19 protein-coding genes are annotated in these 25,089 nt (G+C 41.0%); 5 read left to right on the top strand and 14 right to left on the bottom strand.

All coding sequences use genetic code 11. The features are described 5' to 3' along the window. Positions 1–59: 59 nt before the first annotated feature. The 7 genes from AQPE_RS08955 to rnr form a co-directional block, all read right to left on the bottom strand. Positions 60–977, bottom strand: a complete 918-nt coding sequence (locus tag AQPE_RS08955; protein ID WP_318350722.1) for a hypothetical protein — start codon at positions 975–977, stop codon at positions 60–62. A 193-nt stretch (positions 978–1,170) separates the two neighbouring features. After that, the gene (locus tag AQPE_RS08950) at positions 1,171–1,464 is read right to left on the bottom strand and encodes a hypothetical protein (protein WP_318350721.1); all 294 of its coding nucleotides are present in this window, start codon (positions 1,462–1,464) and stop codon (positions 1,171–1,173) included. Positions 1,465–1,467: 3 nt separating this feature from the next. Beyond that, a complete protein-coding gene (locus AQPE_RS08945) occupies positions 1,468–2,352 on the bottom strand; it encodes a DUF3108 domain-containing protein (RefSeq protein ID WP_318350720.1) in 885 nt (294 codons plus the stop codon). Continuing rightward, positions 2,270–4,228: an Ig-like domain-containing protein gene (locus tag AQPE_RS08940; RefSeq protein WP_318350719.1), complete on the bottom strand. Its 1,959-nt coding sequence runs from the start codon at positions 4,226–4,228 to the stop codon at positions 2,270–2,272. Before AQPE_RS08940 ends, AQPE_RS08945 begins: the two co-directional genes overlap by 83 nt. A 194-nt stretch (positions 4,229–4,422) precedes the next feature. Beyond that, complete coding sequence (locus tag AQPE_RS08935; protein ID WP_318350718.1) at positions 4,423–5,115, bottom strand: OmpA family protein; 693 nt, start codon at positions 5,113–5,115, stop codon at positions 4,423–4,425. A gap of 346 nt (positions 5,116–5,461) precedes the next feature. Further along, positions 5,462–6,067 carry a TetR/AcrR family transcriptional regulator gene (locus AQPE_RS08930; RefSeq protein ID WP_318350717.1) on the bottom strand — a complete coding sequence of 202 codons (606 nt, stop codon included), beginning with the start codon at positions 6,065–6,067 and terminating at the stop codon, positions 5,462–5,464. Positions 6,068–6,166: 99 nt separating this feature from the next. Then, entirely contained in the window at positions 6,167–8,377 is a 2,211-nt protein-coding gene (gene rnr, locus AQPE_RS08925; protein WP_318350716.1) for a ribonuclease R, read from the bottom strand. A gap of 325 nt (positions 8,378–8,702) precedes the next feature. On the opposite strand from rnr, the gene AQPE_RS08920 reads away from it, so the two are divergent. After that, entirely contained in the window at positions 8,703–10,643 is a 1,941-nt protein-coding gene (locus tag AQPE_RS08920; RefSeq protein WP_318350715.1) for a M1 family aminopeptidase, read from the top strand. 24 nt (positions 10,644–10,667) lie between these two features. On the opposite strand, the gene AQPE_RS08915 is transcribed toward AQPE_RS08920, so the two are convergent. Both AQPE_RS08915 and AQPE_RS08910 read right to left on the bottom strand, forming a co-directional pair. Then, a complete protein-coding gene (locus tag AQPE_RS08915) occupies positions 10,668–11,174 on the bottom strand; it encodes a cold-shock protein (protein WP_318350714.1) in 507 nt (168 codons plus the stop codon). Between the two features lie 272 nt (positions 11,175–11,446). Next, a complete protein-coding gene (locus tag AQPE_RS08910) occupies positions 11,447–11,842 on the bottom strand; it encodes a VOC family protein (protein WP_318350713.1) in 396 nt (131 codons plus the stop codon). Positions 11,843–12,018: 176 nt separating this feature from the next. Here AQPE_RS08910 and AQPE_RS08905 point away from each other — a divergent pair, with 176 nt between their 5' ends. After that, the gene (locus AQPE_RS08905; RefSeq protein ID WP_318350712.1) at positions 12,019–14,049 is read left to right on the top strand and encodes a T9SS type A sorting domain-containing protein; all 2,031 of its coding nucleotides are present in this window, start codon (positions 12,019–12,021) and stop codon (positions 14,047–14,049) included. Positions 14,050–14,129: 80 nt separating this feature from the next. Here the strand turns inward: AQPE_RS08905 and AQPE_RS08900 are convergent, their stop codons facing one another. From AQPE_RS08900 to AQPE_RS08885, 4 genes are all read right to left on the bottom strand, one after another. Then, positions 14,130–15,668 carry an alpha-L-fucosidase gene (locus AQPE_RS08900; protein ID WP_318350711.1) on the bottom strand — a complete coding sequence of 513 codons (1,539 nt, stop codon included), beginning with the start codon at positions 15,666–15,668 and terminating at the stop codon, positions 14,130–14,132. A 141-nt stretch (positions 15,669–15,809) separates the two neighbouring features. Then, entirely contained in the window at positions 15,810–16,892 is a 1,083-nt protein-coding gene (locus tag AQPE_RS08895) for a mannose-1-phosphate guanylyltransferase (RefSeq protein WP_318350710.1), read from the bottom strand. Positions 16,893–17,033: 141 nt separating this feature from the next. Continuing rightward, positions 17,034–18,170 carry an adenylyltransferase/cytidyltransferase family protein gene (locus tag AQPE_RS08890; RefSeq protein ID WP_318350709.1) on the bottom strand — a complete coding sequence of 379 codons (1,137 nt, stop codon included), beginning with the start codon at positions 18,168–18,170 and terminating at the stop codon, positions 17,034–17,036. 146 nt (positions 18,171–18,316) lie between these two features. Next, positions 18,317–19,297: an NAD-dependent epimerase/dehydratase family protein gene (locus AQPE_RS08885; RefSeq protein WP_318350708.1), complete on the bottom strand. Its 981-nt coding sequence runs from the start codon at positions 19,295–19,297 to the stop codon at positions 18,317–18,319. Between the two features lie 330 nt (positions 19,298–19,627). On the opposite strand from AQPE_RS08885, the gene AQPE_RS08880 reads away from it, so the two are divergent. From AQPE_RS08880 to AQPE_RS23965, 3 genes are all read left to right on the top strand, one after another. Beyond that, complete coding sequence (locus tag AQPE_RS08880) at positions 19,628–20,647, top strand: LacI family DNA-binding transcriptional regulator (RefSeq protein ID WP_318350707.1); 1,020 nt, start codon at positions 19,628–19,630, stop codon at positions 20,645–20,647. Between the two features lie 64 nt (positions 20,648–20,711). Next, positions 20,712–21,779 carry an NADPH dehydrogenase NamA gene (gene namA / locus AQPE_RS08875; RefSeq protein WP_318350706.1) on the top strand — a complete coding sequence of 356 codons (1,068 nt, stop codon included), beginning with the start codon at positions 20,712–20,714 and terminating at the stop codon, positions 21,777–21,779. A gap of 174 nt (positions 21,780–21,953) precedes the next feature. Beyond that, the gene (locus AQPE_RS23965) at positions 21,954–24,224 is read left to right on the top strand and encodes an NADP-dependent malic enzyme (RefSeq protein ID WP_318350705.1); all 2,271 of its coding nucleotides are present in this window, start codon (positions 21,954–21,956) and stop codon (positions 24,222–24,224) included. A 126-nt stretch (positions 24,225–24,350) separates the two neighbouring features. Here AQPE_RS23965 and AQPE_RS08865 read toward each other — a convergent pair whose 3' ends face one another. After that, positions 24,351–24,698, bottom strand: coding sequence for a hypothetical protein (locus tag AQPE_RS08865; RefSeq protein ID WP_318350704.1), 348 nt, complete (start codon positions 24,696–24,698; stop codon positions 24,351–24,353). Between the last annotated feature and the right edge of the window lie 391 nt (positions 24,699–25,089).

Raw genomic sequence — 25,089 nt, 5'->3', positions numbered from 1 at the left:
TCACATAGAAAAGAGTCCGTTTCTTTTATCTGGGAACTAAATACTGTGACTGCAAACTGCTACCGTTTCATCAGAAACTTGGCGGTTCCAATGTTGTTCCCATCGGCAAACACATCTACAGTATATTCGCCCGGTAAAAATTCCTGACCTTTGTTGTCCCAGAAAATGTTGACAGGAAGCGCGTTTCCTTCGTAGGTAACTTCACGTTTAGCCGAATACGGAATTTTCAGGTCTTCAAACTGAAACAAATCGTTGGCCGATTCCTGAAACAATACCTGATTAGGTTTTTGTATCCGAACGTATATCATTTTGTTTCCGCGGGGAGCGGTTACGTTTTTGCTCAATACAAAGCTTACTTTAATCTGTTCGGCACGGCGGGCACTCTCGGCGTCTTTACCGCGCGAATTAATTCCAACGGCTGTCAATTCGGTGGCTTCCAGCAATTGGGCTTCTTTTACTTTTTCCTGAAGGTGTTGTTTTTCTTTTTCGAGCTGTTGATTTTTGGTTTCAGACTGGGCATAATTTTCTTTTACCTGGGCATTTTCTGCCATCAGCATTTCATTCCTCCGGTTCAGCGAATCAACCTGAATGATGTAGTTCTTCATGATGTTCCGCATGGTGGTAACTTGCAGACGATATTGCTCGATTTGCCCGTAGCTTACCTTTTTAATTTGCTCAACTTCCTGAAGTAAATCCTTCACTTTGGTTTGAGCGCCTGACAATTCAGTTTGAAGACTTTCATTGTTGGTATGAATCGAATCGTAGTTCACCATCATGGTACTCAATTCGCTTTGAATCGAGGCTTTTTCCATATTTAATGCTGCCAGAATCTTTTTATTTTCGTTATGCTGAGAAACGAAAACCGAAATTACGACAATCAGCAAAACTGATAATATAATAATGATCAGATTGTTTCTTCTTTCTTTGTCGGTTTCGCCTAACGAAAATTTTCTCTTTTTTATGCCAAATTCATCCATCCTGATTGAGTTTTGGTGTTGTTTTTAAGGAAGGCAAAAGTAACAAATTTAAGGCCAATCCTGAAGGTATTTGATCAAAAGGTTCGATGTTTCAATTTCTAATCAATTCTTTGAGTTGCATTTAAATGAAATTCCCTGAAACATCGGAATAAGATATCTCAGGGAATTTGGATTTAAATTTCGACATCAAAAGTTAAGCATCCGGGTTGATTAGCTTGCCTAATTTTACATAGCTTTCCTCAACGGTATCAATCAACACTTTTGCGATGTTGTCGAAATAGCTTTTTACCGATTGCTTAACATCCTTGCTTTCAGGATGATTAACTTGATAGCGAAGCGAATTTCTTAGAGTCAGTGTTTCCTGAACAATCTGAAGAACAGCTTCATCATCGGGTTTTTGCTGTAGGTTGTTAAAAGTAAAACAATCGAGTATCAGGTCTGATACTACATAATCAATTTCTTTTTTTAATCGTTGTCTGCTTGCCATAGTTTATTTTATTTGTGACGTAAGTGGATATTTCATTGATTTGGGTTCAAGTAAAAGTGCTCTAACCGAACCCACTAAAATTTCGGTTTCAACCTGTACCGGAAGGTGGTTTTTGTCATCGGTAAACCAAATTTTCATGTATTCACCTTCACGAAAAAAATCGCCTTGCAGTAAATATACTGAAACTTTGTGACAACGATACTCTTTCCCGTTCCGGGTTTTTACATTCTCTTTGCCAAGATACCTGAAAAACAAATCGGCTGCCTGCCTGTCGATTAACATTCGGTATGGAACTTTCTGGCCAACAAATAGTTTGTTAAAATCAAATTTTCTGAAGCTGTAAGCGGTTGCAAGCAAATCATACGTATTGTCGGGAGCAGTTAAACTGGCACGGTAAACAGGCTTTTTATCCTGCTTAATTTCCGTTTCAATCTTATTTGAAGCAGAATCGAACCAATACCGATGGACTGAACTTTCTTTTGCATGGTTCATTATCCGGCTCGAATAGATTGGTCTGAAGGTGGTGTAGTTACTGTATGTTTCGAATGTATCCCTCACACAGAAGAGCAAATCGTAAGCTTTTAACGATTTTCCAACGGCCTTCAAGTGCCAGGCTTCCTGTTGTTTGTATTTCAAGGTGTCGGCTCTAAATTCAACTTCGCCACTCTGAACCCAGATGAATTGCCAGTTGTAGTATGCTCCGTAGCGGGCATATTCACCACTTTTGAACGGGTATTCTATGCTCTGCCCTGAAACTGGAAGACTAGAAATGAGTACGAAGAATAAGCCAAGGAAGAACCCAAATCTACCGGTTAGGATTCTCTTCTGATTCGGTTTTTTTCCCGTTCTTTTTTTCCTGCTCTTTTTTTCGGGCTTTTTCTTTTTCAAGTTCTTCGTCAATCAGTTCTTTTTTATAATCGGGTTTGTATTTAATATCCCAGGTTTCCTTGTATTCAAAATTTGAACGGACTTTGATGATTTTTGGATAGTAAACAACCTCTTCGGGTTGAATCCCATCTGCCAGATAACCGGTATCCCATTTGCCATTTTTATTCGAATCCAGGATGATCTTTATCTTATACTTTTCCGGTTTCAGATACGGGAATTCAATTTTTCCATCTTCAAGTATCTGAATTTTTTGAAGGATTTTTTCATCCTTGTCATTTCCTAAAAGCTGAACGATTGCCGGGGTCGAAAGTCCAGAGATAGTCAGGATAATCTTTCCGTAATAGTCTTCTTTTTGTGTCTTGAATTTCTGGTTGATTTTGTTACTCGGGTAGCCATAAATGTTGTATGCTGCAGCCGAATCGACCTGAAAAAGATAGCTGGTATTTGGATCCCAATGATGTTCGATGTAGAATTTCCGGACTGAGTTGGTGTCCTTTCTAACTACAATCGGAATCTGTGTCCTTACTGTATCTTCAAACGAGTAAAGTCTGACTTTTGTTGTGTCAAAAGAACTTAGTGGCTCGGGTGCTTCAATTCTTATTGGTCTGTAAATGTCGTGAGCTGAGGTGTTGATATTGTTTCCTAAATTGATTGTAGGTATCGTAGGACCCTCATTCTTTTTTCGTTTGACCTTCGGCGTTTTCGGAGCGGCATAAATCAGTTCAACGGTGTCGTGTTTGATTACAAGTTGGTTCAACGAATCTAAAACCTGGTATTTTAATTCAAATTTAAGCGAATCATTTTTGCTGAAAACCGTGTCAGTTAACCAGACGGTGATTGAGTCACGTTTCAGATTCGATTCGATGTACGACCAGTCTTTGGTGGGAGTAGGTTTTAATAAATTAATTTTGAATGAATCACTCAGTGACTCAGAAAAATAGAAATCACATTTGTTCCCCTGGTTCCGCTTATACGAGTCGAGGTACTGATCAAATTTTACTTCTTCGAACATCATCAGGTACTGTGGAGTGGGCAGATAATCAACATGCCCGGTGACCAGAAGAGTATCAGTCCCTTGTATAACCGTGTCGGTTCGGGCAACATATTTGGCCGATGGAACAATAAGCGAATCGGCAAATGCGATTAATTCGGCATGTGAATTATAAGTCCTGCTGTTGTCGGCATCGGTAAGTGCGTAAAGCCGATAACTACCAGAAGCTAAATTATCAATCATGAATAATCCATTTTTATCGGTTGTTCCAATGTAATCGGGTATGCTATCGATAAATGCGGTATATTCTTTTTGTCGATGAAGTAGAACCAATGCTTTCTCAACCGGTTCCTGAGTGAAGGCATTTTTTACATAACCGGCAACTTTTAAACTGTCATATCGTTGCCCCGTGGCGAACGAAAAGCGAAAATCCTTGATTGGGTTTTTCTCATTGTTATCAGCCACTGCATCTTTAAAATCGAGAGAATAGGTCGATTCTTTTTTCAATGGTTCCGTAAATTCAACGATAAGGGTTTTCCCTTTCATCTTGATTAACGGTTTCTTTTTCATGGGTGGCGAAATAACAAGCTTCTCCGAAATCTCGTCAGAATTGATGTATTCGTCGAACGTTAAGCGAACATCAGAGCCTTTAAAGTTTGTTCCACGTAATCCCGGAATTGTTTTCACAACAACCGGTGGGATGCTGTCTTTTGGGCCACCCGATGGACTTCCAATGTTAGCACACGACGTATAAAATATCAGGTAAAAAAGGGAGACGCCAAATAAAAGAGGTACAATGCTTTTCAGTTTGAAATAGCTCATTCGAGTTGGATAGGATGAAATCTGTCGCAGATTTTCGTTTGTGTCAAAACCAGTTTGCTTCATAGTTGTATATTCCGTACAAACTTACAAATTCCTGAAAATATTGGGTAACATACACTGTTAATTTATGTTTGAGCTTCAAGGAGCGAAGTTTTATTCAAATGAAAAGGATTTCGATCCGAAAGATAATTTATCAAAAAAACAAAGGAGAGTCAATCGGTTGACTCTCCTCAATATTCATTGCGAATGGAAATTTTTTATTTCAGTGTTCCTTGCTGTGCCTGATCAATCATTTGCTTGTTGGCTGTAATGTAAATTTCAACGCGACGGTTTTGAGCTCTTCCGGCTTCGGTAGCGTTATCGGCAACAGGTTCGTCAAAGGCTTTTCCTTCGGTTGTCATGCGTTCTTTCAGAATTCCATTGGTATTCAGAAAACTTGAAACTGAAGCAGCCCGATCATTCGATAATTTAAGATTCAGATCGCGTGAACCTTTATTATCAGTATGCCCATAAATCGTTATATCCGTTTCGGGAGTTTCTTTTAACGAGGCAGCAAATTTTAAAAGCGCTGCTTTTGACGAAGCATTTAAATCACTTTTCCCGGTGGTGAATAAAATACCGCTGTCGAAAGTAACTTTGATAGCCTGTAAGTTATTTACGTCAGTAACTGTTTCAACTTTTGCGCCTTCAATTTTCTCAAGTTCAGCTTTCTGTTTATCCATTTTTTTACCGATCAATACACCTGTGCCAGCACCAACGGCACCACCAACGGCAGCACCAATAGCAGCACCTTTCCCATGACCCACTAATGCACCAATTCCAGCACCTAAAAGGGCTCCGCCAGCTCCACCAATTACACCTCCTTTGGTCGAATTTTTGGTGGTTGAGCAGCTGCTTAAAAGAATTGTACTACATAAAACCAATGCTGTTAATACTTTAAAACTTTTCATTTTCTGTAATTTGAATTAATTGTTTTTGTTATTTGATGAATTCTGTAATCTTAATTTGAACCCAGATTGTTCCAGAAATACGGGTTTAACCGTTCACCGTCAATTCTACTAACTAGAACAACTAATGTGAAAGTTGGTTTTTAATAAATTAAGTTTAGGTCACAAAAATGAAGGAAGATTCCTTCTGTTTTGTCGAAAAGAGAAGTCAGGTTAAATTTGACTTGCAAAAATAAGGAGTTTTTATGTAAAAAACGAAATTATCTTGATTTGTTAACTCAATTTACCAAAAATATAATCCGGTAAATTTTGGAAATACAAGTTAAGAAAAGAGGCGAATTCGTGAAGCTTACCGTTTCATTACACCATAACAGAGTATCTTCACGATGTTGTCAACACTTTGTTCGAGGTTTACTTTGCTGTAATCGCCGGCAGCCAGGGGCATTTCCAGCCCTTTGATCGCCGTAGTAATACCGATAGCGGCAAGTGTCAGATCGTAAACTTCAAAAATGTTTTTGCGAACACCTTCGATGAGGATTCTTTTAATCATCCTGATTTCTTCCTGCTGGTGGCGATGTTTAATGTTTTCGATAAACTCAATGGCAGTTACATCGTTTTCTAGTGCGTTGTAGAAATTGGCCATTCCGCGGAATGTGGTTAACTTGGTAAGAATATAATCTCTCAGTTTATCAACCGGGTCGGTATTGCGGTTGACAACGATTTCGAGTTCCTTACGCAAAATATCAACTTCCTTCTGAATTACTTCCTGAAAAAGATCTTCTTTACTGGTAAAATAATAGTAAAGCGAGCTTTTCCCTTTACGTACAGCATTAGCGATATCGTCGAGTGTTGTTTTTTTGTATCCGTATTTGCTGAATATTTCCTGGGCAATTTTCAGGATGCTTTCGCGGTTTGCATCTTTTTTGTTTGTCCCACTTTCAAGGTTCATCGCCATAACTAAAGGATTAATTCAATCAGTAAACAAATATAAGTTTTATTTCAAGCCAGAAAAATGACTCAAATTATCACAAAGAAAGGCTACATTTTCTAATTTTTATAATCTTCGTCCCTTTTTTTTATTTTCAGGATGAAAAAACTGTTTCGTTCCTTCACTGTTTTTTTCTTTGGCTAATCTGAAATCGAGCTGTTTCTTCTCCAGATTTGCCCTGGCAATTTCAACCTGGACCACATCGCCCAACTGGAATTTACGGTGAGCATGGCGCCCGATCAGGCAATAGTTCTTTTCGTCGAAAATATAGAAATCGTCGTCGAGCGTGCTTACCGAAACCATTCCTTCGCACTTATTTTCGAGTTCAACATAAATTCCCCAATCGGTAACTCCTGAAATGACTCCTGAAAATTCCTGCCCGATTTTATCCTGCATAAATTCAACTTGCTTGTACTTGATCGACGAACGTTCGGCATTCGCAGCTTTGTTCTCCATGTCAGACGAGTGCTTGCACATGTCTTCGTATTTCTGTGAATTGGCTGTTTTTCCACCTGCGAGATAACGTTCGAGCAGGCGATGTACCATCACATCGGGATAGCGCCGGATGGGAGAAGTGAAATGGGTGTAATACTCGAAAGAAAGTCCGTAGTGCCCAATGTTTCGGGTTGAATATACGGCTTTGGCCATGGTGCGGATCGCCAGCGTTTCAATTACGTTTTGCTCATTTTTCCCTTTCACATTGGTCATCAGCAGGTTCATCGATTTTGAAATTTGCCCTGGAGTACCCAACTGCAATATGTACCCAAATTTATGGATGAAATGATTGAAATTCATCAGTTTTTCCGGATCCGGTTTGTCGTGAATACGGTAAACAAATGTTTTTGCTGCTCTTTTGTCGTCAGTTTTGCCAATGAATTCGGCGACCCTTTTGTTGGCCAGGAGCATAAATTCTTCGACCAACTGGTTACTTTCTTTTGCTTCTTTGAAATACACCGAAAGAGGTTTGCCATTTTCGTCAATTTCGAATTTGACTTCGACCCGTTCAAAGGCTATCGATCCGTGCTTGAAACGGGCTTCGCGAAGCTTAATTGCCAGCCGGTTCATTGTAAGCACTTCGTCTTTGAGTTCGCCCTCGCCGCTTTCGATAATGGCCTGTGCATCTTCGTAGGCAAATCGTTTGTCGGAATGAATCACCGTACGGCCAAACCATTGATGCTGAATTTCTGAATCATCGTTCAGTTGGAAAATAGCCGAAAAGCAAAGTTTATCTTCATTCGGGCGAAGGGAACAAACACCGTTCGATAATTTTTCGGGAAGCATAGGTACAACCCGATCGACCAAATAAACCGATGTGGCGCGTGAGTAGGCTTCTTCATCGAGGATTGTGCCGGGAGTTACATAATACGAAACGTCGGCAATATGAACACCAATTTCCCAGAAGCCATTTTCGAGTTTTTGGATTGATAATGCATCGTCAAAATCCTTGGCATCTTTCGGGTCGATTGTAAATGTTGTTACACCGCGCATGTCGCGGCGGCGGCGGATTTCTTCTTCCGGAATTTCATCGGGTATCTTTTCTGCTGCTTTCAGCACATTATCAGGAAACCGCAAAGGCAAGTCGTATTCAGCCAGAATAGCATGCATTTCGGTATTGTTGTCGCCAACATTCCCCAGTACCTCAATAATTTCGCCAAACGGATTTTTGGCTCGGGCTGGCCATTCGGTGATTTTGGCAATGGCCTTTTGTCCGTCTTTGGCGCCATTCAGCTTTTCGTTCGGGATAAATAAATCGAACCCGGTTTTTCCTGAAGGGATGAAAAAGGCATAATTGTTCGATTTGGAAATGGTTCCGACAAAAGTTGATTTGGCACGCTCAACAATTTCAACGACTTCGCCTTCAACCTGTTGTTTTTTGCGGATAGCGAATAACTGAACCTTAACTTTGTCGCCTTCCATGGCATGGTTCAGGTTTCGGTTCGATACCAAAATTGGCTTATCAAACTCTTCCGAGACAATATAGGCATAGCCTTGAGGTTGTATCTCAACTTTTCCCAAAACAGCTCCACTACGCGATTGCAGTTTGTATTTCCCACGCTGAACGCTATAAAGGTTCTTGGTTTCAGTCAATTCTTCCAACACCACGAAAACCAGTTTGGTAATTTCCTGATCTTTAATTTTAAGAAGTTCAGCTATTTGTTTGTAGTTATAGGTCCGTTCGGGGTTATCCAGAAATAAAGTAAGGATAGCATTTTTAAGTTTTGGCTTGTTAAATGTTTCAACCAGTTTTTCTATTTTATGTTTTTTATTCTTTGCCATTTTGGGGGTATTAAAATTCACATGTAAGGTAGCAAACATTTTTCGAAACATGGATTTAGATAGGCATCTATTTCCCAAGATGAAGCTAGATTTAACCTGATTAACAAAAATTCAGATTCTTTTTGGTTTGTTATTTCTTTTTGACATCGTTTCACATAATCGTGATGTATTTTCGCCAGAGATAAAAGCAGAATAGAAATAGGTACAGAAAACAGAACATTGGCCGGACAGACTGAATTTCAGTTTGTCCGGCTTTTATTTTTGAAGTGATTAATGCCTGAAGGTTAATTTTGTACATTCGTTGATTGGTAATGATTTTTGAACAATGAAGAAATTAATCTTCCTGTTTTTGATTTTAGCATTCCATTTTGGTCGTGCGCAGGCTCCCGATCCAAACTTCAATGATAAAGCAGCATTCAACGACAGGCTGGTTTATCAGAAGTCGGCCGGTTATGCCGAATCAGCTGATTATTCATCTACTGATGTGATTTATCAGCGACTGAATTTTACGGTCGATCCGGCGGTAAATTACATTTCGGGTTCGGTTTTTTCTTCTGTAAAATTTCTGAAGGACGATGTCGCACAGGTTTTGTTTGATTTGAATGATGTGATGATTGTTGACTCGGTTCAGTACAACCAGAAGAAGATTGTTTTTGAGCATTCAGCAAATAAAGTGAGTGTTGTTTTGCTTTCGTTGGCTGTTAAAAACTCGATTGGTTCGGTTGGGATTTTTTATCACGGAGCGCCTCGTCAGAATGGAATGGGTTCTTTTGTATCTTCAACGCACAATAATAACCCAATTATCTGGACATTATCAGAACCTTATGGCGCAAAGGATTGGTGGCCTTGCAAGGAGAGTTTGAGTGATAAAATTGATTCGGTAGATGTTTACATCACTTGTCCACAGCAATATAAGGCAGCCAGCAACGGAAAATTGGTTGAAGATAAAGTATCAGGACAAAATCGCACGGCTCATTGGTCGCACCGGTACCCAATAGCGACTTATTTGGTTGGAATTGCGGTTACGAATTACGAAACTTATTCTGACTTCCTCGATTTGGCGAATGGGGAAAAAATTGAAGTTCTCAATTACGTTTATCCGGAATACCTGACCACTGCAAAAAGCAAATCGGCTGACATTCTTAATATTCTGTCATTTTACAATAGGAAGTTTATGACCTACCCATTTGCCAGCGAAAAATACGGACATGCGCAATTTGGATGGGGCGGAGGAATGGAACATCAGACCATGAGTTTCATGACTAACCTGGATTTTGAACTGGTGGCTCACGAAATGGCCCATCAATGGTTTGGCGATTACATTACATTAGCTAGCTGGTACGACATCTGGCTAAACGAAGGTTTTGCAACATACCTAACCGGATTGACATACGAAAATCTGCTGAATGGCCAATATTGGCAGAATTGGAAGAATATTCAAGTCAGTAGGATTACTTCTTCGCCGGATGGTTCGGTGTATGTGGCCGATACCACTGATGTCAACCGGATTTTCAATGGCCGATTATCGTATTCAAAAGGAGCTTATTTGCTGCATATGCTTCGTTGGGAAATTGGCGATTCATTGTTTTTCAAAGGGCTGAAAAATTATCTGAAAGATCCTGAAATTGCCAATGGATTTGCTAGTCAGGAAAAATTTGTAGCGCATATGGAAGCTGTTGCAGATACTTCTTTCACCGAATTTTTTAAAGACTGGTACTACGGCGAAGGATATCCAATTTACCGGCTCACTTATTACACTGATTATGGCGATTCCGGGAAGCAAAAGCTACGGATCAGCCAGTCTTCTTCGAATTCGTCGGTGGGGTTTTTCGAGATGCACATTCCGGTCCGGATTTGGAAAGACGGAACATATTCCGATTTGCGTTTATACAACACGAGCCAAAATCAGGAATTTGTAATTTCAGATACCAAAGTTGATCGGATAGAGTTCGATCCCGACAAATGGTTAATTGCCAAGTCAGATCTAGTCGATGCAGTTCTGCATGTTTCTGAAATCGCAGACATTCAGATAATTCCTGAAAATGAATCAAAAAGTATCAGGATATTACTACCTGAAAATTCAGGAAAAGGAAAAATCCGAATTGTGGATTTGAGTGGCCGGATTGTGAAAAACTGCGAATTATTCGGAACCGATACCAAAATAGCAACGAGCGATTTGCGAAGTGGATTTTATTTGGTTGAAGTGAAATCCGGCAAATTAGGGAAAACCGAAAAGGTTCTACTCAGCCCACGTCAGGCTGAATAGCTTTGCTTCCGGCAATAAGTTAAATTATTCTGGTAAGTTTTGTGTTGGCGGAACTACTGTTGGAACTGCAACTGGTTTTGGTTCTTTAAAAAGTTTTACCTGAACTGCAGTTGGCCCTTTTTGTCCCATTTCTACTTCGTAATTCACAAGGTTTCCTTCTTTAATGTCTTCGAGAAGATTATTTACGTGCACAAAAACGCTTTCCTGAGTTTCTAAATCGCGGATGAATCCGAACCCTTTTGAAGTGTTGAAGAAAGTCACAGAACCTTTCCTGATCGGATCGATTATTTGATTTGGATCGCTCTTTGGAATGCTGATTTCAATATCTTCGAGATTAATTACTTTTTTTAGGGAAGGATCCGGAGGAGTTGAAGTGATCATCCCATTTTCGTCAACATAGGCTATCATATCGTCAAAGCTACCCTTATCGCTATCTTTCCGGGTCTGCTTTTTCATTTCTTTTTCTTTTCTCTTTTTCTCTTTCTTATTTCTTACTTCTTTTTTGTTGAACGATTCTTGTGATCTACTCATGTTTCAATTTAATTTTATGTACAAATGTAATTTCCGTATAAAAATGCAAATAATTGCATTAATTCCCAAGTCAGTATTTTTCCCAAATGTACACTTTTAATTTAGTGTTTTGAAATATTTCTGGTTTTAACCATGTATTGATCATTCGAAATGCTCATTTAATCACGGCTTTAGCTAATATTTCGTAAAATAGGAGTGTCAAAAAAACCATTGAATCTGGTCATTCCCTGACTTCCTGTTTTATTATCCGAAACTGAGATTCCGGAAAGTGTTCATTTACAGGATGGTTCTATCAAATCCCAGAGATTTCCATACAGGTCGGCAAAAACGGCTACTGTACCATAAGGTTCTACCAAAGGTTTGCGTACAATTTGGACATTCTGATCCAGTAAATTTTGATAATCACGCTTGAAATTTTCGGTATTCAGAAATAGGAAAACCCTTCCTCCTGTTTGGTTCCCCACTCGGATTGTTTGTTCGTCGGTGACAGCTTTCGCGAGTAAAAGACTACATTCTGACGAGCTGGGAGGTGCAATCCTTACCCAACGTTTGGTTTCGCTCATAACCGTGTCTTCAATTAGTCTGAAATGCAATTTTTGGATGTAAAATTCAATGGCTTCATCATAGTCAGCCACCACCAAAGCAATCTGTGCGATATACTGTTTCATTTCTGAATGAGTTTGATGAGAGTCAGTAAAAGTAGTTGAAAATTCTGCATCCCAAATCTTTCCCGTTCTTCGCGTTTCCAAATCTTTGTTCTATGCCCTTTGCTCTTTCCCATTATTACGCAACCTTTTACGAGAATGTCCCGTCTAGTCATTACCATTGTTCAAAAACCGCACCTATGAGAAAACTTTTACTTTTTACATTGATGCTATTTGGCTTGATGACAAGCGCACAAACCAGCATCACCAATGGCAATTGCAAGGCACAATTTAAATATGCAGTGAATACCCAGATCATGACGCTTTTGCCAGCAACAGCTATTAATTTTTACGATAGGTCTGAAGGGTTAGTTAAAGAATGGTATTGGGATTTTGGCGATGGAAATACCAGTCGTGAACAAAACCCGATGTTTATTTTTAACCATCCGCAAGGTGGCACAATCGTAAAAATGAGTCCATACCGTACTGTGAGCCTGACAGTTTTGACTTCGGATGAATGTAAAAGCTTCTATTCCGAAACGATTAACATTATGGATGGAACTATTTACGAAGCTCCAGCTTGTCAAGCCAGATTTAAGTATTATCAAACGGCTTATGATGCAGAGGGTGGAACTGCTTCTTTTCAGTTGACAAACCTTTCTGAAGGTGATTCCCTGACATACTCCTGGCAGTTCGACAATGGAAAGACGAGCACAGAAAGAGAGCCAACTGTGACTTTCGATCTCCAGCAAAAAGAGCGAAAAGTTTGCTTAACTGTTTCAGGAAAGAATAAATGCATGGATACATTCTGTGATGCAGTATCTATTGTTGATCCAAATATCCCAATTGTTGAACCAGCCAAATGTTATACTGGGTTTGGTTATACGGCAAATTACGACATTAAAACCCTGGTTCCAGCCTTGGTATTAGATTTCTATTCGAAAGCGACTCCGGAAGCTACTGAATGGAAATGGGATTTTGGCGATGGAGAAACGAGCAGTGAAGCTAATCCAACGCATATCTTTAACTTTCCGCTTAACATCGATCCGCTTGCCGATCCAAATCCGTTCCGGAAAGTTTGCCTCACGGTAAAGACTTCTTCAGGTTGCATCGCTTCCTATTGCGAAACCATCAATATTTACATGAATACCACTCCTCCGGTTGAACCGTCGGCCAACTGTCATGCATGGTTTAAATACTACCGGCCAACTGACGTAATTAGCATTCCTGAAGTCATTCCATATAAATTGGTCGATGCCTCGGAAGGCAAAGTGGTAAGCCGTATCTGGCAATTCGAAGATGGCACGACCAGTACCGAAGCCGAGCCTTTAGTCAGTTTCAATTTTCAGAAACCTACCCAAAAAGTTTGTCTGACCATTTATACTGCCGATAGTTGCTCCAGTACCTGGTGCGAAGTAATTTATGTGACTGAACCAAAAGTTGACACTGTTTATTCAGAAAGACCTGATGTTAATGTGTACGCCATGCGCTATAAATCGAGTTTTCCGCCACAAATGTCGTCGTGTGCCGGGTATGCCATGGCCCAGGTTTACCTGAAAGATTCTGTCATCAATGCCAGCCATTACGTTTGGTCAAACGGCATCGAAGGTCAGGAAGTAAAAGGACTTTGCCCAACTCAAAGCTATTCTGTAAAAGCCTTAACTCCGGATGGAACCATCGTTTCAGGAACATTTATTTTTAACTCGGATGGAACGGTTACCGAAGTACCGATTAACTGGTACATTACTGGTGCCCGCGACAACTGGCAGGTTCAGTACGACCTGATCGATAAGAATTACACGGTTGAATGGCGGCTTTGCGATGGAACCCTTGTCAGAAGCGACAGTATTCCATTGAATTCAATCAACTGCGGAACCAGCCAAACTAACCTGATACTGAAAGATGCTTCAGGAAATGTGGTTTATACCGAGAATATTTCGCTGAGGTCGCTTGCTACTTATCTGACTACTGATCAGGTTATTGCCTCGACTAAACTTTTCCCAAATCCGGTGACTGACGTACTGAATATTCAATATTCAGGAAGCAGTTTGAAAGAATTGCAGATCGAAATTTGCGATATTTCAGGAAGAGTGGTATTAGTGCATAATTTGTCGGGCGTTGAATCTGGACAGCAAATTAGCCTGAATGTGAATTCGCTTCGTAAAGGAACTTATTTGTGCCGAATGATTTCAGGAAAGCAAATGATTGGCGTAGCGAAATTTAGCAAATAAGAAGAACAAATAACAGCCGTAAAGCAAACTCAGCGGGTGACTTCAAGTCACCCGCTGAGTCGTTTTAAGAGCATTTTGTCTTATTTCTTAAACTCAATCTTAAGCGTTGCAACCTGCCATTCGGGTAATTGGGCTGGCTTATTAATGACTAACGCATCACCTTCCTGTTTCCAGTTTAGTTTTTCGTTGCTACCCAATATTTTGACCGAAGCTACAGCTTTGCCATTCACTTTTGAATTTTTCCCAAGCGAAGTAATTTTAATGTCGCCCGATGGCTTGCTCATGCAGAAAGCGTAAAGTGTTTCTCCTTTAGTTGTGAAACGAATGTCGTTCGAATCGTATGGGCGCACATCTTTCACTCCTCCAAATGTTCCTTTCTCCTGATTTTTTGAGGTTGACGGGCCTTCTCCATAAATCTTCCATGGACGGGTTCCATAAATAGCTTCACCGTTTACAGGTGTCCATTGGGCAATTTCGTTGAGGATATTCATTACGTCGGGTTCAAGGTCTCCTTCAGGAGTTTGAACTACGTTGAGGAGCAGATTGCCATTTTTGCTGACAATATCAACCAACATCTGGATGACTTCCGTTCCGGTCATGTATTTCTGTCCAGTACGGTAATACCAGTCGCCAATAGAGGTGTCGGTTTGCCACGGGTAAGGGCTGATTGAATCCAGCGCCCCGCGCTCAACATCCTGAACCCAACGGCCTTCCGATGCGCGTAATTTTGCTGTGTAAACCGCATTCAATTTTCCCCCGTTTTGGGCCATATCCTGATTGTAGTAATGCGCTAGCATGGTTCGTCCAACTTCGCCAAAAGGCAATTCGCTGTCCGAATAAAGCAAATCAGGATGGTACATGTCAATCAGTTCGGTGATTTTGGCCAACCAGTCTTTCTGGTTTTCAGGATCTTTTGTTAGCCAGTCTTTATCGTCCGGGGCAGTCTTTTTGTGGTATAAATCGGCATATTGTTCGTCGTTCCCATCGTAAGGCACACCGGCCATCGGACCGGTTTTGTCAGCACCACGGGCTGCCTGAAACCAAGTGTAACTGGCGCCCAGATGTTCAGAAACACCAAAGCGCAAACCTTCTTTTTTGGCAGCTTTTTGCCACAGGCCAACCACATCTTTCTTAGGTCCCATATTCACAGAGTTCCATTTATGAAGTTTCGAGTTCCACAGGAAGAAATTGTCGTGGTGGGTTCCCATACTGACAAAATATTTGGCGCCTACTTTTTTATACAAAGCCATCAGTTTTTCAGGATCCCAGCGTTCGGCTTTCCAAAGCGGGATAATGTCTTTGTAACCGAATTTCGATGGGTGTCCGTAGGTTTTTACATGATAATCGTAATATCTTGTTTCCCAAGGATTTCCTGATTGAAAATACATGTTCCGGGCATACCAGTCTCCCTGGCGTGGAACTGCCTGTGGTCCCCAATGTGCCCAGATTCCAAATTTGGCATCGCGAAACCATTCGGGATATTGATACTCTTTGAACGATTCATCGGTAGTTGTAAACTTGGTTGGAAGCGCTTTTTTCGGTTGTGCTGAAACTGATATTCCGAGTACAATAAAAAGCAAACTTGTTAGCCTGATTTTTTTGAATACGTTAGTTTTCATAGTTTTAGAGTTGGATTTCAATTCAATTTTTAACTTAGGTTTAATAAAAGGCATCACTAAACTCCCCTGAAAAGAAGAGTCGATATCGATAAAGAGAATGTATGTTAATTTTATTTCAACAGATACAGTAAAACGAGCTATTTACAAGTACTGATCCAGTTTTCGTTTCGTGATTTCTCCGACGACGCCTTTGATTTCTTCGGCCTGATCTCGTTTGCAAACCAAAATGGTATCGCCGTCCTTCACCACAATCACATCGTCCATCCCGACAACAGCGACTAAACTGCCCGGAGCATACACGTATGAATTTTTGGTATCCTGAAAAATGACCTCGCCAACGTGTGCATTCTGATTTTCGTCTTTCTGCGGATCGTATTTGTAAACTTCTTCCCAGCTCCCCAGATCGTTCCAAACAAAATCGCCCTGCACCAGGAAAACGTTATCTGCTTTTTCCATGATGCCGTAGTCAATCGAAATGGAATCGACTTGATTATAAATTTTGTCAAGGACCTGCCCGTAATTTGCTGTCCCGATGGTTTCCGCGATTTTTTGTAGGTCGGCATACAGATTTGGAGCGTATTTCTGAACGGCTTCCAGAAAAACAGAAACTTTGAACACAAAAATTCCGGCATTCCAGAAGAATTTTCCGGAGTCGACATAAGACTGAGCAGTTGCCAGATTTGGCTTTTCCACGAAACGATTGACTGCAAACGATTTGATGGTCTGGCCAATTTTGATTTCATTGCCAATTTCGATGTAACCATAGCCTGTTGCAGGTGCGTTCGGGGTAATTCCGATGGTCACGATCCCATTTTTTTCTTCGGCTATTTTTGCTGCCGATTCAATGGTTTCCTGAAAAAGCTGATCGTTTTGTGTCAGGTGGTCGGCTGGCGAAACAATCATGATTCCGTCAGGATCGTTTTTGGCAATAAACAACGCTGCCAATCCGATTGCCGGAAGCGTATTTTTACCAACCGGTTCGTAAATCAGATTTTCTTTTGGAAGCCTCGAAGTTTGTTGTTCCAGAATCTCTTTTTGCCCTTTGTTTGAAACGACGTATATACTTTCATCAGGAATGAAATTGGCAAAACGGCTGATGGTCGCCTGAATCAGCGACTCGTTTCCGAAGATCGTCAGAAATTGTTTGGGATTTGCCTTGCGGCTTCTTGGCCAAAAACGGGTTCCAGATCCACCGGCCATAATCAGGCAATGTTTGTTGCTCATAACGTATAGTTTTAAAAAGTGGCAAAGTAAATAAAAGTGCCTAAAGTGTCTGGAGTTCGGAGTGCCTGGAATAAAAAACAGGGATACTGCTTTTCATTTAACTTTAGGCATTCTAGACACTTTAGTTCACTCCAAACTTCTTTAAAAACGAACTTTAATTTTTAATGCGCCTTCGATGGCTTCTTCCGAAGCAACAACGGCATATCCGCCACCACAACCTGAAGTTATTGCACCCGGATATTTACCGATGTATTTGCTTTCCATTTCGTCCAGAACCCATTCGGGAACTGTATTCGGAAGTATTTTCTTCCAGGCATAAAAAGTCTCGGTCATCGATTCGCCAAGCAAGTTAACATTTTTTGAGAGAATAGCCTCGTAACATTTCAGGCCGGCATCGCCCAATTCTTTCACATATTCGGGTTTCAGGTTTTGATCGACCAACGGATCGTATCCGTTTGGACGGGGAGACATCGGAATTAAATGCAAAACATTCGATAGCCATTCGCAGGTTTCTTTGTCGAAGGTGTTTTCAATGTTCGCAGGCCAGTATTCGCCATCATAATCAAGCCGGCTGATTCCCGGAACCAAAATGCCCAGTTGATCTTGCGATCCTGAAATGTATTGGCTCCCGGGAGGATTTTCGGCTCCAAACAGAAGTTGGGCATTGCGGACCTGATCACCTTCAGGAATTTTCCCGCCCCAAATTTCATGGGCAATTTTACGTGAGCTGGTGGCCATTCCGGAGCGATCGTTGAACTCGATGGTTGGCCAGATTTGGGCAACAACTACCGAACCGGGATGAACTTTGGAAACCCAAGGTTGATCCATCCAACCTCCGGCAAGACAAACTCGGTAAGGAAATTGAAGCTCTTTTTTAGAACTTGAACTTGAACGTGCAGGCAATCCTTCTTCAGGAATACGCTCCAAAACAACTAATTCAACATTATTCTCCTTGCATATCCGTGCTTTTCCTTCGGTAAAGCCGTCAGTATTCACAATAAACAGGTCAGGTTTCAGGCGTTTCATGTCTTCCTCAAAATCGAGCATTCCCATTCCTGTTGAAACAAATGCTTCGGTTACATATTTTACTGCACCAACCATGTAAACCCGCTCTTCCTGCGAAAAATAAGGCTTTTTACCTTTCAACCTGAATAAGTTTTCGTCTTGGCCAACACTGACATAAAGTTTACCGTATTGCGATGCCGTTTTAAAAAAGGCAACGTGTCCGGCATGCAGCAGATCGTAACAGCCACTGACCAATACTTTTTTATCGCTCATAAGTTATTTTGTTATTTTATTTCCAGAACAAACAGCTTTTCAATTCTCCTGAAAACCAATAAAAAGGATCGAAAAATTGAAAAACTGTTGCAAGCCTGGTCAAGACAATATTGGCTATCCACTCAGAGCGAATAGCCAATATTTGCTTAATTATGTTTGTTGTTTCCGCTGATCATCTGTTCTTTAATCCAGTCGTAAGTTTCTTTCATCCCTTTTGCAAGAGGTAAAGTTGGTTCCCATTTCAAAAGATCAAGAATCATGGTATTATCGCTGTTACGGCCACGAACACCTTTAGGGGCATCCAGATCGTAAGTCCTTTTCAGTTTAATGTTTCCGATTTTTTCAACGATGTCAACCAATTCGTTGATTGAAACCATTTCGCTGCTTCCCAGGTTCATTGGTTCAATAATGTCGCTGTACATGATTTTGATGATACCTTCAACACAATCGGTGATGTACATGAAACTACGGGTTTGTTCGCCGTCGCCCCAAATGTTGATTTCATCTTTTCCGTACAATTCGGCTTCCAATACTTTGCGGCACATGGCTGCAGGCGCTTTTTCGCGGCCACCAGCCCAGGTTCCGTGAGGTCCGTAAACGTTGTGGAAACGGGCTACACGGGTATTCACTCCGTAATCTTCGCGGAAATGACGGCACATGCGTTCTGAGAACAGTTTTTCCCATCCGTATCCGTCTTCCGACTGAGCTGGGTAAGCATCAGATTCTTTCAACCCCGGATTGTCAGTTTCCTGTTGTTTGTCGCCATTATAAACACAAGCAGATGAAGCATAGAAGAAACGGTCGATGCCTAAATCTTTAGCGGCCATCAACAGGTGAGTATTGATTAAAACACTCAACATACATTCAGCTTTGTGTGTTTCGATGAAACCCATTCCGCCCATGTCGGCAGCCAGGTTGAATACTTCGTTATATCCGTTTAATGCAGTATAGCAATTTTCTTTGCTGTTCAAATCAAGTACAAGGTTGTCTACATCTGTGTGAACCTGATACCATTGGTTCATTGGTTTTTTATCAACCGCACGAACATCATTTCCCATATCTTTTAACTTCCTGGTCAGGTGACCACCGATAAAACCACCGGCTCCGGCTACTACAATTCTTTTCATTTTCTATGATTTAAATGTTAAATAAAAAATTTAGGTTGGGCGATTAACCTTTGTCAACGTGTTGTAATTTAATGAATAATGGATTTAGATTTGAATTATCCAATGCAAATATCGGTATAAAAAGGAACCGCTCAACACAGTTAAATTCAATAAAACAATGCAAAGGTTTGCGCAAAGGTTTGCATTTAGAAAATATGCTGAGGAACATTTCTTACGGTTGAAAGACCGTTTTTCAGATGGCTTGATTTTGGCAACTGCGCAGATCACTGACGACTAAATTTCTGAATATTCTGCTAGCTTTGTAATTGAGAATAGCTTTTTTTATCGATCATGCAAAGAGGTAAAAGTCACGTTTCTTTAAAAGATATTGCACGCGAAATCGGAGTTTCTATTTCAACGGTTTCAAGGGCGCTGAATAATCATCCCGACATTTCGCCTGAAGTGACCCGGAAAGTTCAGAAACTGGCAGCAGAGCTGAATTATACGCCTAATCCACTAGCGATGGGCTTGCTTAAACAGGCTACCCGCATGATTGGTGTCATCGTTCCTGATTTGGTAACCCATTTCTATTCATCGATTATTTCCGGAATTGAAGATATTGCTGAACAAAAAGGCTATTACATACTGATTGCTTCGTCGAACGAAACCCTACAAAAGGAAATCAAGGCCGTTGAAAACCTGATGAAAACCCGTGTTGAAGGATTGATTGTTTGCCTGAGTCAGGAAACAAAAAACTACGAGCATTTCGACCGCCTGATCAATAACAATATTCCATTGGTGTTTTTCGATAGGGTGTGCCGAACCGGCGAAGTGCCATCGGTGGTGGTTGATAATGTTGATGCAGCACAAAAAATTACGAAGCACTTTTACAAAAATGGGTTCCGGCGGATTGCCTACATTGCCGGTCCAGACCATTTGAATATTTCTCAGGAGCGAACACAGGGATATATTTCAGGATTAAAGAGTTGTGGACTTGGATTTCACCCTGAATTACTGGTAAAATGCAATTTAAGTTCGAAAGATGCGATTAAAGCAACGGCTCAGCTGTTGAACCTACCCGAACGCCCCGATGCTATTTTCGGAATAAACGATACAGTGGCTTTTGCAGCCATGAAAGAAATCAAGCGACAAGGATTCCGAATTCCGGAAGATGTGGCCTTGGTTGGTTTTACCGACGAATTCCATTCAACCGTAGTCGATCCTGCATTAACATCAATTACACACCCGACTTTTGAGATCGGACAGGAAGCCGCCCGATTGTTCTTCCGTTGCGTTGAAAATCCGGAGGCAAAAGCCACCCAAGTTATTCTGAATACAAAGTTGGTAATTCGGAAATCGTCGGTGAAATAGAACTTCTGGTTGAGGGCATTTGTTATTTCAGCATGAAAAGTATTCATCTTAAACAAGAACTTCAATGAAGTCAAAACTCTTATCTCCGCTTACAATAAAAGACATCACGCTTAAAAACCGGATTGTGATTTCGCCCATGTGCCAGTACTCAGCGATGGATGGATTTGCAAATGATTGGCATTTGGTACATTATGGCAGTCGGGCCGTTGGTGGCGCTGCATTAATTATTCAGGAAGCCACAGCAGTTTCACCTGAGGGTCGCATTACGCCTGCCGATCTGGGGTTGTACAACGACGAGCATATTGAGAAGTTGCAAAGCATAACCGCATTTATTCACAAACAAGGTGCAGTAGCGGGCATTCAATTGGCACATGCCGGGCGAAAAGCAAGTTGTGCCATACCTTCGGAAGGAGGAAAACAGCTTAAAGAAGATGAAGGCGGCTGGACTACGTTTTCCTCATCCGGAATTGCTTTTAATCCGGAAGATAATGCGCCACAAGAGTTGGATGCGAATGGAATCATGAAGGTAATAGCTGATTTTAAAGCTGCTGCCCAAAAGGCTCATCAATCGGGTTATAAGCTGATTGAAATTCATGCGGCTCATGGTTATTTGATTCATCAGTTCCTCTCACCCTTAAGTAACCATCGATCGGATAATTACGGCGGTAGTTTCGAAAACAGGATACGACTTTTGCTGGAAATTGTGAAAGAAGTACAAACAGTGTGGCCTCAAAACCTTCCGTTGTTTGTACGGATATCGGCTACTGATTGGGCTGAAGGAGGTTGGAATGTGGATGAGGCGGTAAAACTTTCAAAGATTTTAAAAGAACAAGGCGTTGATCTGATTGACTGCTCGTCGGGAGGAATGGTACCTCATGCAAAAATCCCAGTTGGTCCGGGTTATCAGGTGGCTTTTGCTGATCGGATAAAAAAAGAAGCAGGCATCTTAACCGGTGCAGTAGGAATGATAACTGATGCGCATCAGGCCGAAGAGATTTTAGCTAATGGGCAGACAGACCTTATCTTAATCGCCAGGGCATCTCTTCGGGATCCATATTTTGCTTTGCGCGGCGCGCGGCTTTTAGAAGACGACATAGCATGGCCGTTGCAATATCAAAGGGCTAAATTGTAATTTCTTGAGATAATACATTTATCAGCGATTCAGATCTAAAAGGTCTGAATCGCAAATCTTCATTGCTTTAAATTACGCACCACATTATAATATAATCAGAGAATTTCTTCTTATATTTAATATACATTTTACGTCTGGCCTAAATAGTGGATTGAACTTCAAAAATTTAGTGTTATGGCAAAAATCACCAAAGAAGACGCTCTGAGGTATCATGCTGAAGGACGTCCCGGAAAACTCGAAGTGGCAACTACCAAGCCGCACAGTACCCAACGAGATCTTTCATTGGCCTATTCTCCCGGAGTGGCACATCCTTGTCTGGAAATAGAAAAGAATTTTGATGATATCTACAAATACACTTCAAAAGGAAACTTGGTTGCTGTTATTTCGAATGGAACAGCTGTGCTCGGATTGGGCGATATAGGCGCTGGTGCAGGCAAACCGGTCATGGAGGGCAAAGGCTTCCTGTTTAAAATATTTGCCGACATTGATGTTTTCGACATTGAAATTGACAACAAGAATGTGGATGCAATTGTCGAAACAGTAAAAAATATCGCTGTCACTTTTGGCGGAATTAATCTGGAAGATTTTAAAGCTCCTGAGTGCTTTGAAGTGGAAGAAAGGCTCAAACGTGAAGTCCAGATTCCGCTGATGCACGACGATCAGCATGGAACTGCTATTATTTGTTCCGCAGGAATAATCAATGCGCTTGAATTATCGGGAAAGAAGCTTGACGAAGCCAAAATTGTAATTAGCGGAGCCGGAGCGGCCGCTATTGCATGTGCTAATTTAATCATTTCGCTTGGCGCAAAGAAAGAAAACATGATTATGCTCGATTCGAAAGGGGCAATACGGGCTGACCGAAATGATTTGAATAAATATAAAGCTTCATTTGTTACCCATAGGAATGTTCGAACCCTTGCGGAAGCAATAGCTGAATCCGATATATTCCTGGGTTTATCGCAAGCTAACTTAGTTTCGAAAGAAATGGTGAAGTCGATGGCCAAAAACCCGGTCATTTTTGCCATGGCCAACCCTGATCCTGAAATACCTTATGACGAAGCCATGTCGGTGCGTACTGATTTGATTATGGCAACCGGGCGTTCCGATTTTCCGAATCAGGTAAACAATGTGCTTGGGTTTCCTTATATATTTAGGGGAGCGCTTGATGTCCGGGCAACCTGTATCAATGAAGAAATGAAACTGGCCGCTGTTTATGCCCTCGCCCGGCTCGCCAAAGAAGCAGTTCCTGAAAGTGTAAGCAAAGCGTACAATGCGACGAACCTGATCTTTGGCCGGGAATATATTATCCCAAAGCCGCTCGATCCGAGACTTATTTATACTGTTGCTCCTGCAGTTGCCCAGGCAGCGATGGACAGCGGAGTGGCACGCAAGCCAATCGAAGACTGGGATCAGTATAAACTTGAACTGAGTCAACGAATGGGCTTAGATAACCAGTTGTTGCATGGTCTTGTCGTCAGGGCCAAACAAAATCCGAAGAAAATAGTATTTGCCGAGGGGAATAACCTGAAGGTTCTCCGGGCTGCCAACGAAGTACAGCACGATGGCATTGCCGTCCCGGTATTGTTGGGGAATGTGGAAGAAATCAAACAACTGATCTCCCAAAATCAGTTCGATTTAAATGACATTTCAATTATCGATCCACATGCGAAAGAAAGCGATGGAACCAGGAATTCCTTTGCTGGTTTAATCTGGCAGAAACGTCAACGTAAAGGAATTACCCTTGAAGAAGCGAATGAATTAACGTTCAATCGCAATTATTTTGGTATTATGATGGTCGATACTGGAATGGCCGATGCCATGATTTCGGGGGTTACAAGCCATTATGGTGATGTAATGGGCCCAGCCTTGAGATTAATCGGGCCAAAGCCAAACCTGAACCATATTTCCAGTATGTATATCGTGATGACAAAGAAAGGGCCACTTTTCTTTGCCGATACCTCTGTTAACCTTGACCCCGATGTTCAAACGCTTGTTGAAACAACCTTGTTGACTGCTGATGAAGTCCGGAAGTTCAATATTGAACCTATTATCGCGATGGTATCCTACTCAAACTTTGGTTCGGTTAAATCGTCGGAACATACCAAAGCCTTGGATAGGGTAAGGCAAACGATTGATTATCTTCACAAGAATCATCCTGAACTAATTGTAGACGGCGAAGTTCAGATGAATTTTGCACTCAATAAAGAGCTGCGAAGTCAAAAATTTCCATTTACCAGCCTGGAAAACCGGGATGTGAATACAATCATTTTTCCAAATCTGACCTCAGGCAATATCGCTTATAAACTGATACAGGAAATTGGTGGGGCGGAAGCCATCGGCCCAATTCTGATGGGCATGAAAAAACCGATACATGTGGTGCCGACCGAATGTTCGGTACGAGAAATCGTTAACATGATAACCATTGCTGTAGTAGATGCCCAATGATAGAATCGACAACGTTTATTGAATTTCTAAAATTGAGGAGGCAAAACGCAAAGAGACACTATTAAAAGCTAAAGTAAAAAACTGAAGTGTAGCCTGATTCTCCACGACTTGGAGGAGGAGTCCTGATTAATTTTCTTTTTTTATTTCTGCTAAAACGCTGCAAACCAGTTCGTAACTAGATTGGTATCGTTTTGTCCCAAAAAAACCTTCAGTCATTCTGCGTAAATCGTTGTAGATAGATTCTAATGATCTGGTGATCGTACACCTAAAGAGTTCAGCACATTGAGCACATGAGGTTTCCTGCAATTCAGTGGTTTTGTAGTAGGCTTCTTTTAAAGTTAAAATAGACATCGAGTACTCCTTGTTCAGCAGAAAACTATCAGATTCGTTGAAACCTTTGTTTATTGCCGAGCGGTGCTCCTGACAATACCTTCCCTCACGCATACATCTAACCATTTCAAACTTATCGCTCATCTCCGTCAATATTTTTTCTAACGTAAATAAACGAATTATTTTAATATTAAAGATCGGTTAGTTTTTTTTTCTTTGTTTTTTTATTAACTCAATAATGTTAATATTCAGCTAATTATGATAAAATAATTAATTGAGAATTCGCCCTTTTTTGCTATTCAGTTTGTTGCTTCTTGATGGGTCTTTATTTGTTGTCGAAACTAACTGACATTAATACGGTTTTAGGGTTGGTCAAAAAGATAAATTTAGTAGTTGCCTATTCTGCGCTTCAGAATAGTTGACATCAACTTGACAACCTACTTTCCCACAATTTATCAACAATCCTTCTTTCGGGAGGTGAAATTGGTAACTTTACTTTTCTGAAATTTCAGTTTCAGGAATAGTTTACTTTTGA

This window comes from Aquipluma nitroreducens (assembly GCF_009689585.1).
GTDB classification, from domain to species: Bacteria; Bacteroidota; Bacteroidia; order Bacteroidales; family Prolixibacteraceae; genus Aquipluma; species Aquipluma nitroreducens.
Note: the sequence above shows the minus strand (reverse complement) of the source record. Positions and strands in the feature narration are given on the sequence as shown.

Coding starts and splice junctions, on each gene's coding strand:
- AQPE_RS08950 (WP_318350721.1), bottom strand. CDS start 1,464: ATGGCAAGCAGACAACGATTAAAAAAAGAAATTGATTATGTAGTATCA.
- rnr (WP_318350716.1), bottom strand. CDS start 8,377: ATGGCAAAGAATAAAAAACATAAAATAGAAAAACTGGTTGAAACATTT.
- AQPE_RS08905 (WP_318350712.1), top strand. CDS start 12,019: ATGAGAAAACTTTTACTTTTTACATTGATGCTATTTGGCTTGATGACA.
- AQPE_RS08885 (WP_318350708.1), bottom strand. CDS start 19,297: ATGAAAAGAATTGTAGTAGCCGGAGCCGGTGGTTTTATCGGTGGTCAC.
- AQPE_RS08880 (WP_318350707.1), top strand. CDS start 19,628: ATGCAAAGAGGTAAAAGTCACGTTTCTTTAAAAGATATTGCACGCGAA.
- AQPE_RS08915 (WP_318350714.1), bottom strand. CDS start 11,174: ATGAGTAGATCACAAGAATCGTTCAACAAAAAAGAAGTAAGAAATAAG.
- AQPE_RS08920 (WP_318350715.1), top strand. CDS start 8,703: ATGAAGAAATTAATCTTCCTGTTTTTGATTTTAGCATTCCATTTTGGT.
- AQPE_RS08935 (WP_318350718.1), bottom strand. CDS start 5,115: ATGAAAAGTTTTAAAGTATTAACAGCATTGGTTTTATGTAGTACAATT.
- AQPE_RS08890 (WP_318350709.1), bottom strand. CDS start 18,170: ATGAGCGATAAAAAAGTATTGGTCAGTGGCTGTTACGATCTGCTGCAT.
- namA (WP_318350706.1), top strand. CDS start 20,712: ATGAAGTCAAAACTCTTATCTCCGCTTACAATAAAAGACATCACGCTT.
- AQPE_RS08940 (WP_318350719.1), bottom strand. CDS start 4,228: ATGAAGCAAACTGGTTTTGACACAAACGAAAATCTGCGACAGATTTCA.
- AQPE_RS08900 (WP_318350711.1), bottom strand. CDS start 15,668: ATGAAAACTAACGTATTCAAAAAAATCAGGCTAACAAGTTTGCTTTTT.
- AQPE_RS23965 (WP_318350705.1), top strand. CDS start 21,954: ATGGCAAAAATCACCAAAGAAGACGCTCTGAGGTATCATGCTGAAGGA.
- AQPE_RS08895 (WP_318350710.1), bottom strand. CDS start 16,892: ATGAGCAACAAACATTGCCTGATTATGGCCGGTGGATCTGGAACCCGT.
- AQPE_RS08955 (WP_318350722.1), bottom strand. CDS start 977: ATGGATGAATTTGGCATAAAAAAGAGAAAATTTTCGTTAGGCGAAACC.
- AQPE_RS08930 (WP_318350717.1), bottom strand. CDS start 6,067: ATGGCGATGAACCTTGAAAGTGGGACAAACAAAAAAGATGCAAACCGC.
- AQPE_RS08865 (WP_318350704.1), bottom strand. CDS start 24,698: ATGAGCGATAAGTTTGAAATGGTTAGATGTATGCGTGAGGGAAGGTAT.
- AQPE_RS08910 (WP_318350713.1), bottom strand. CDS start 11,842: ATGAAACAGTATATCGCACAGATTGCTTTGGTGGTGGCTGACTATGAT.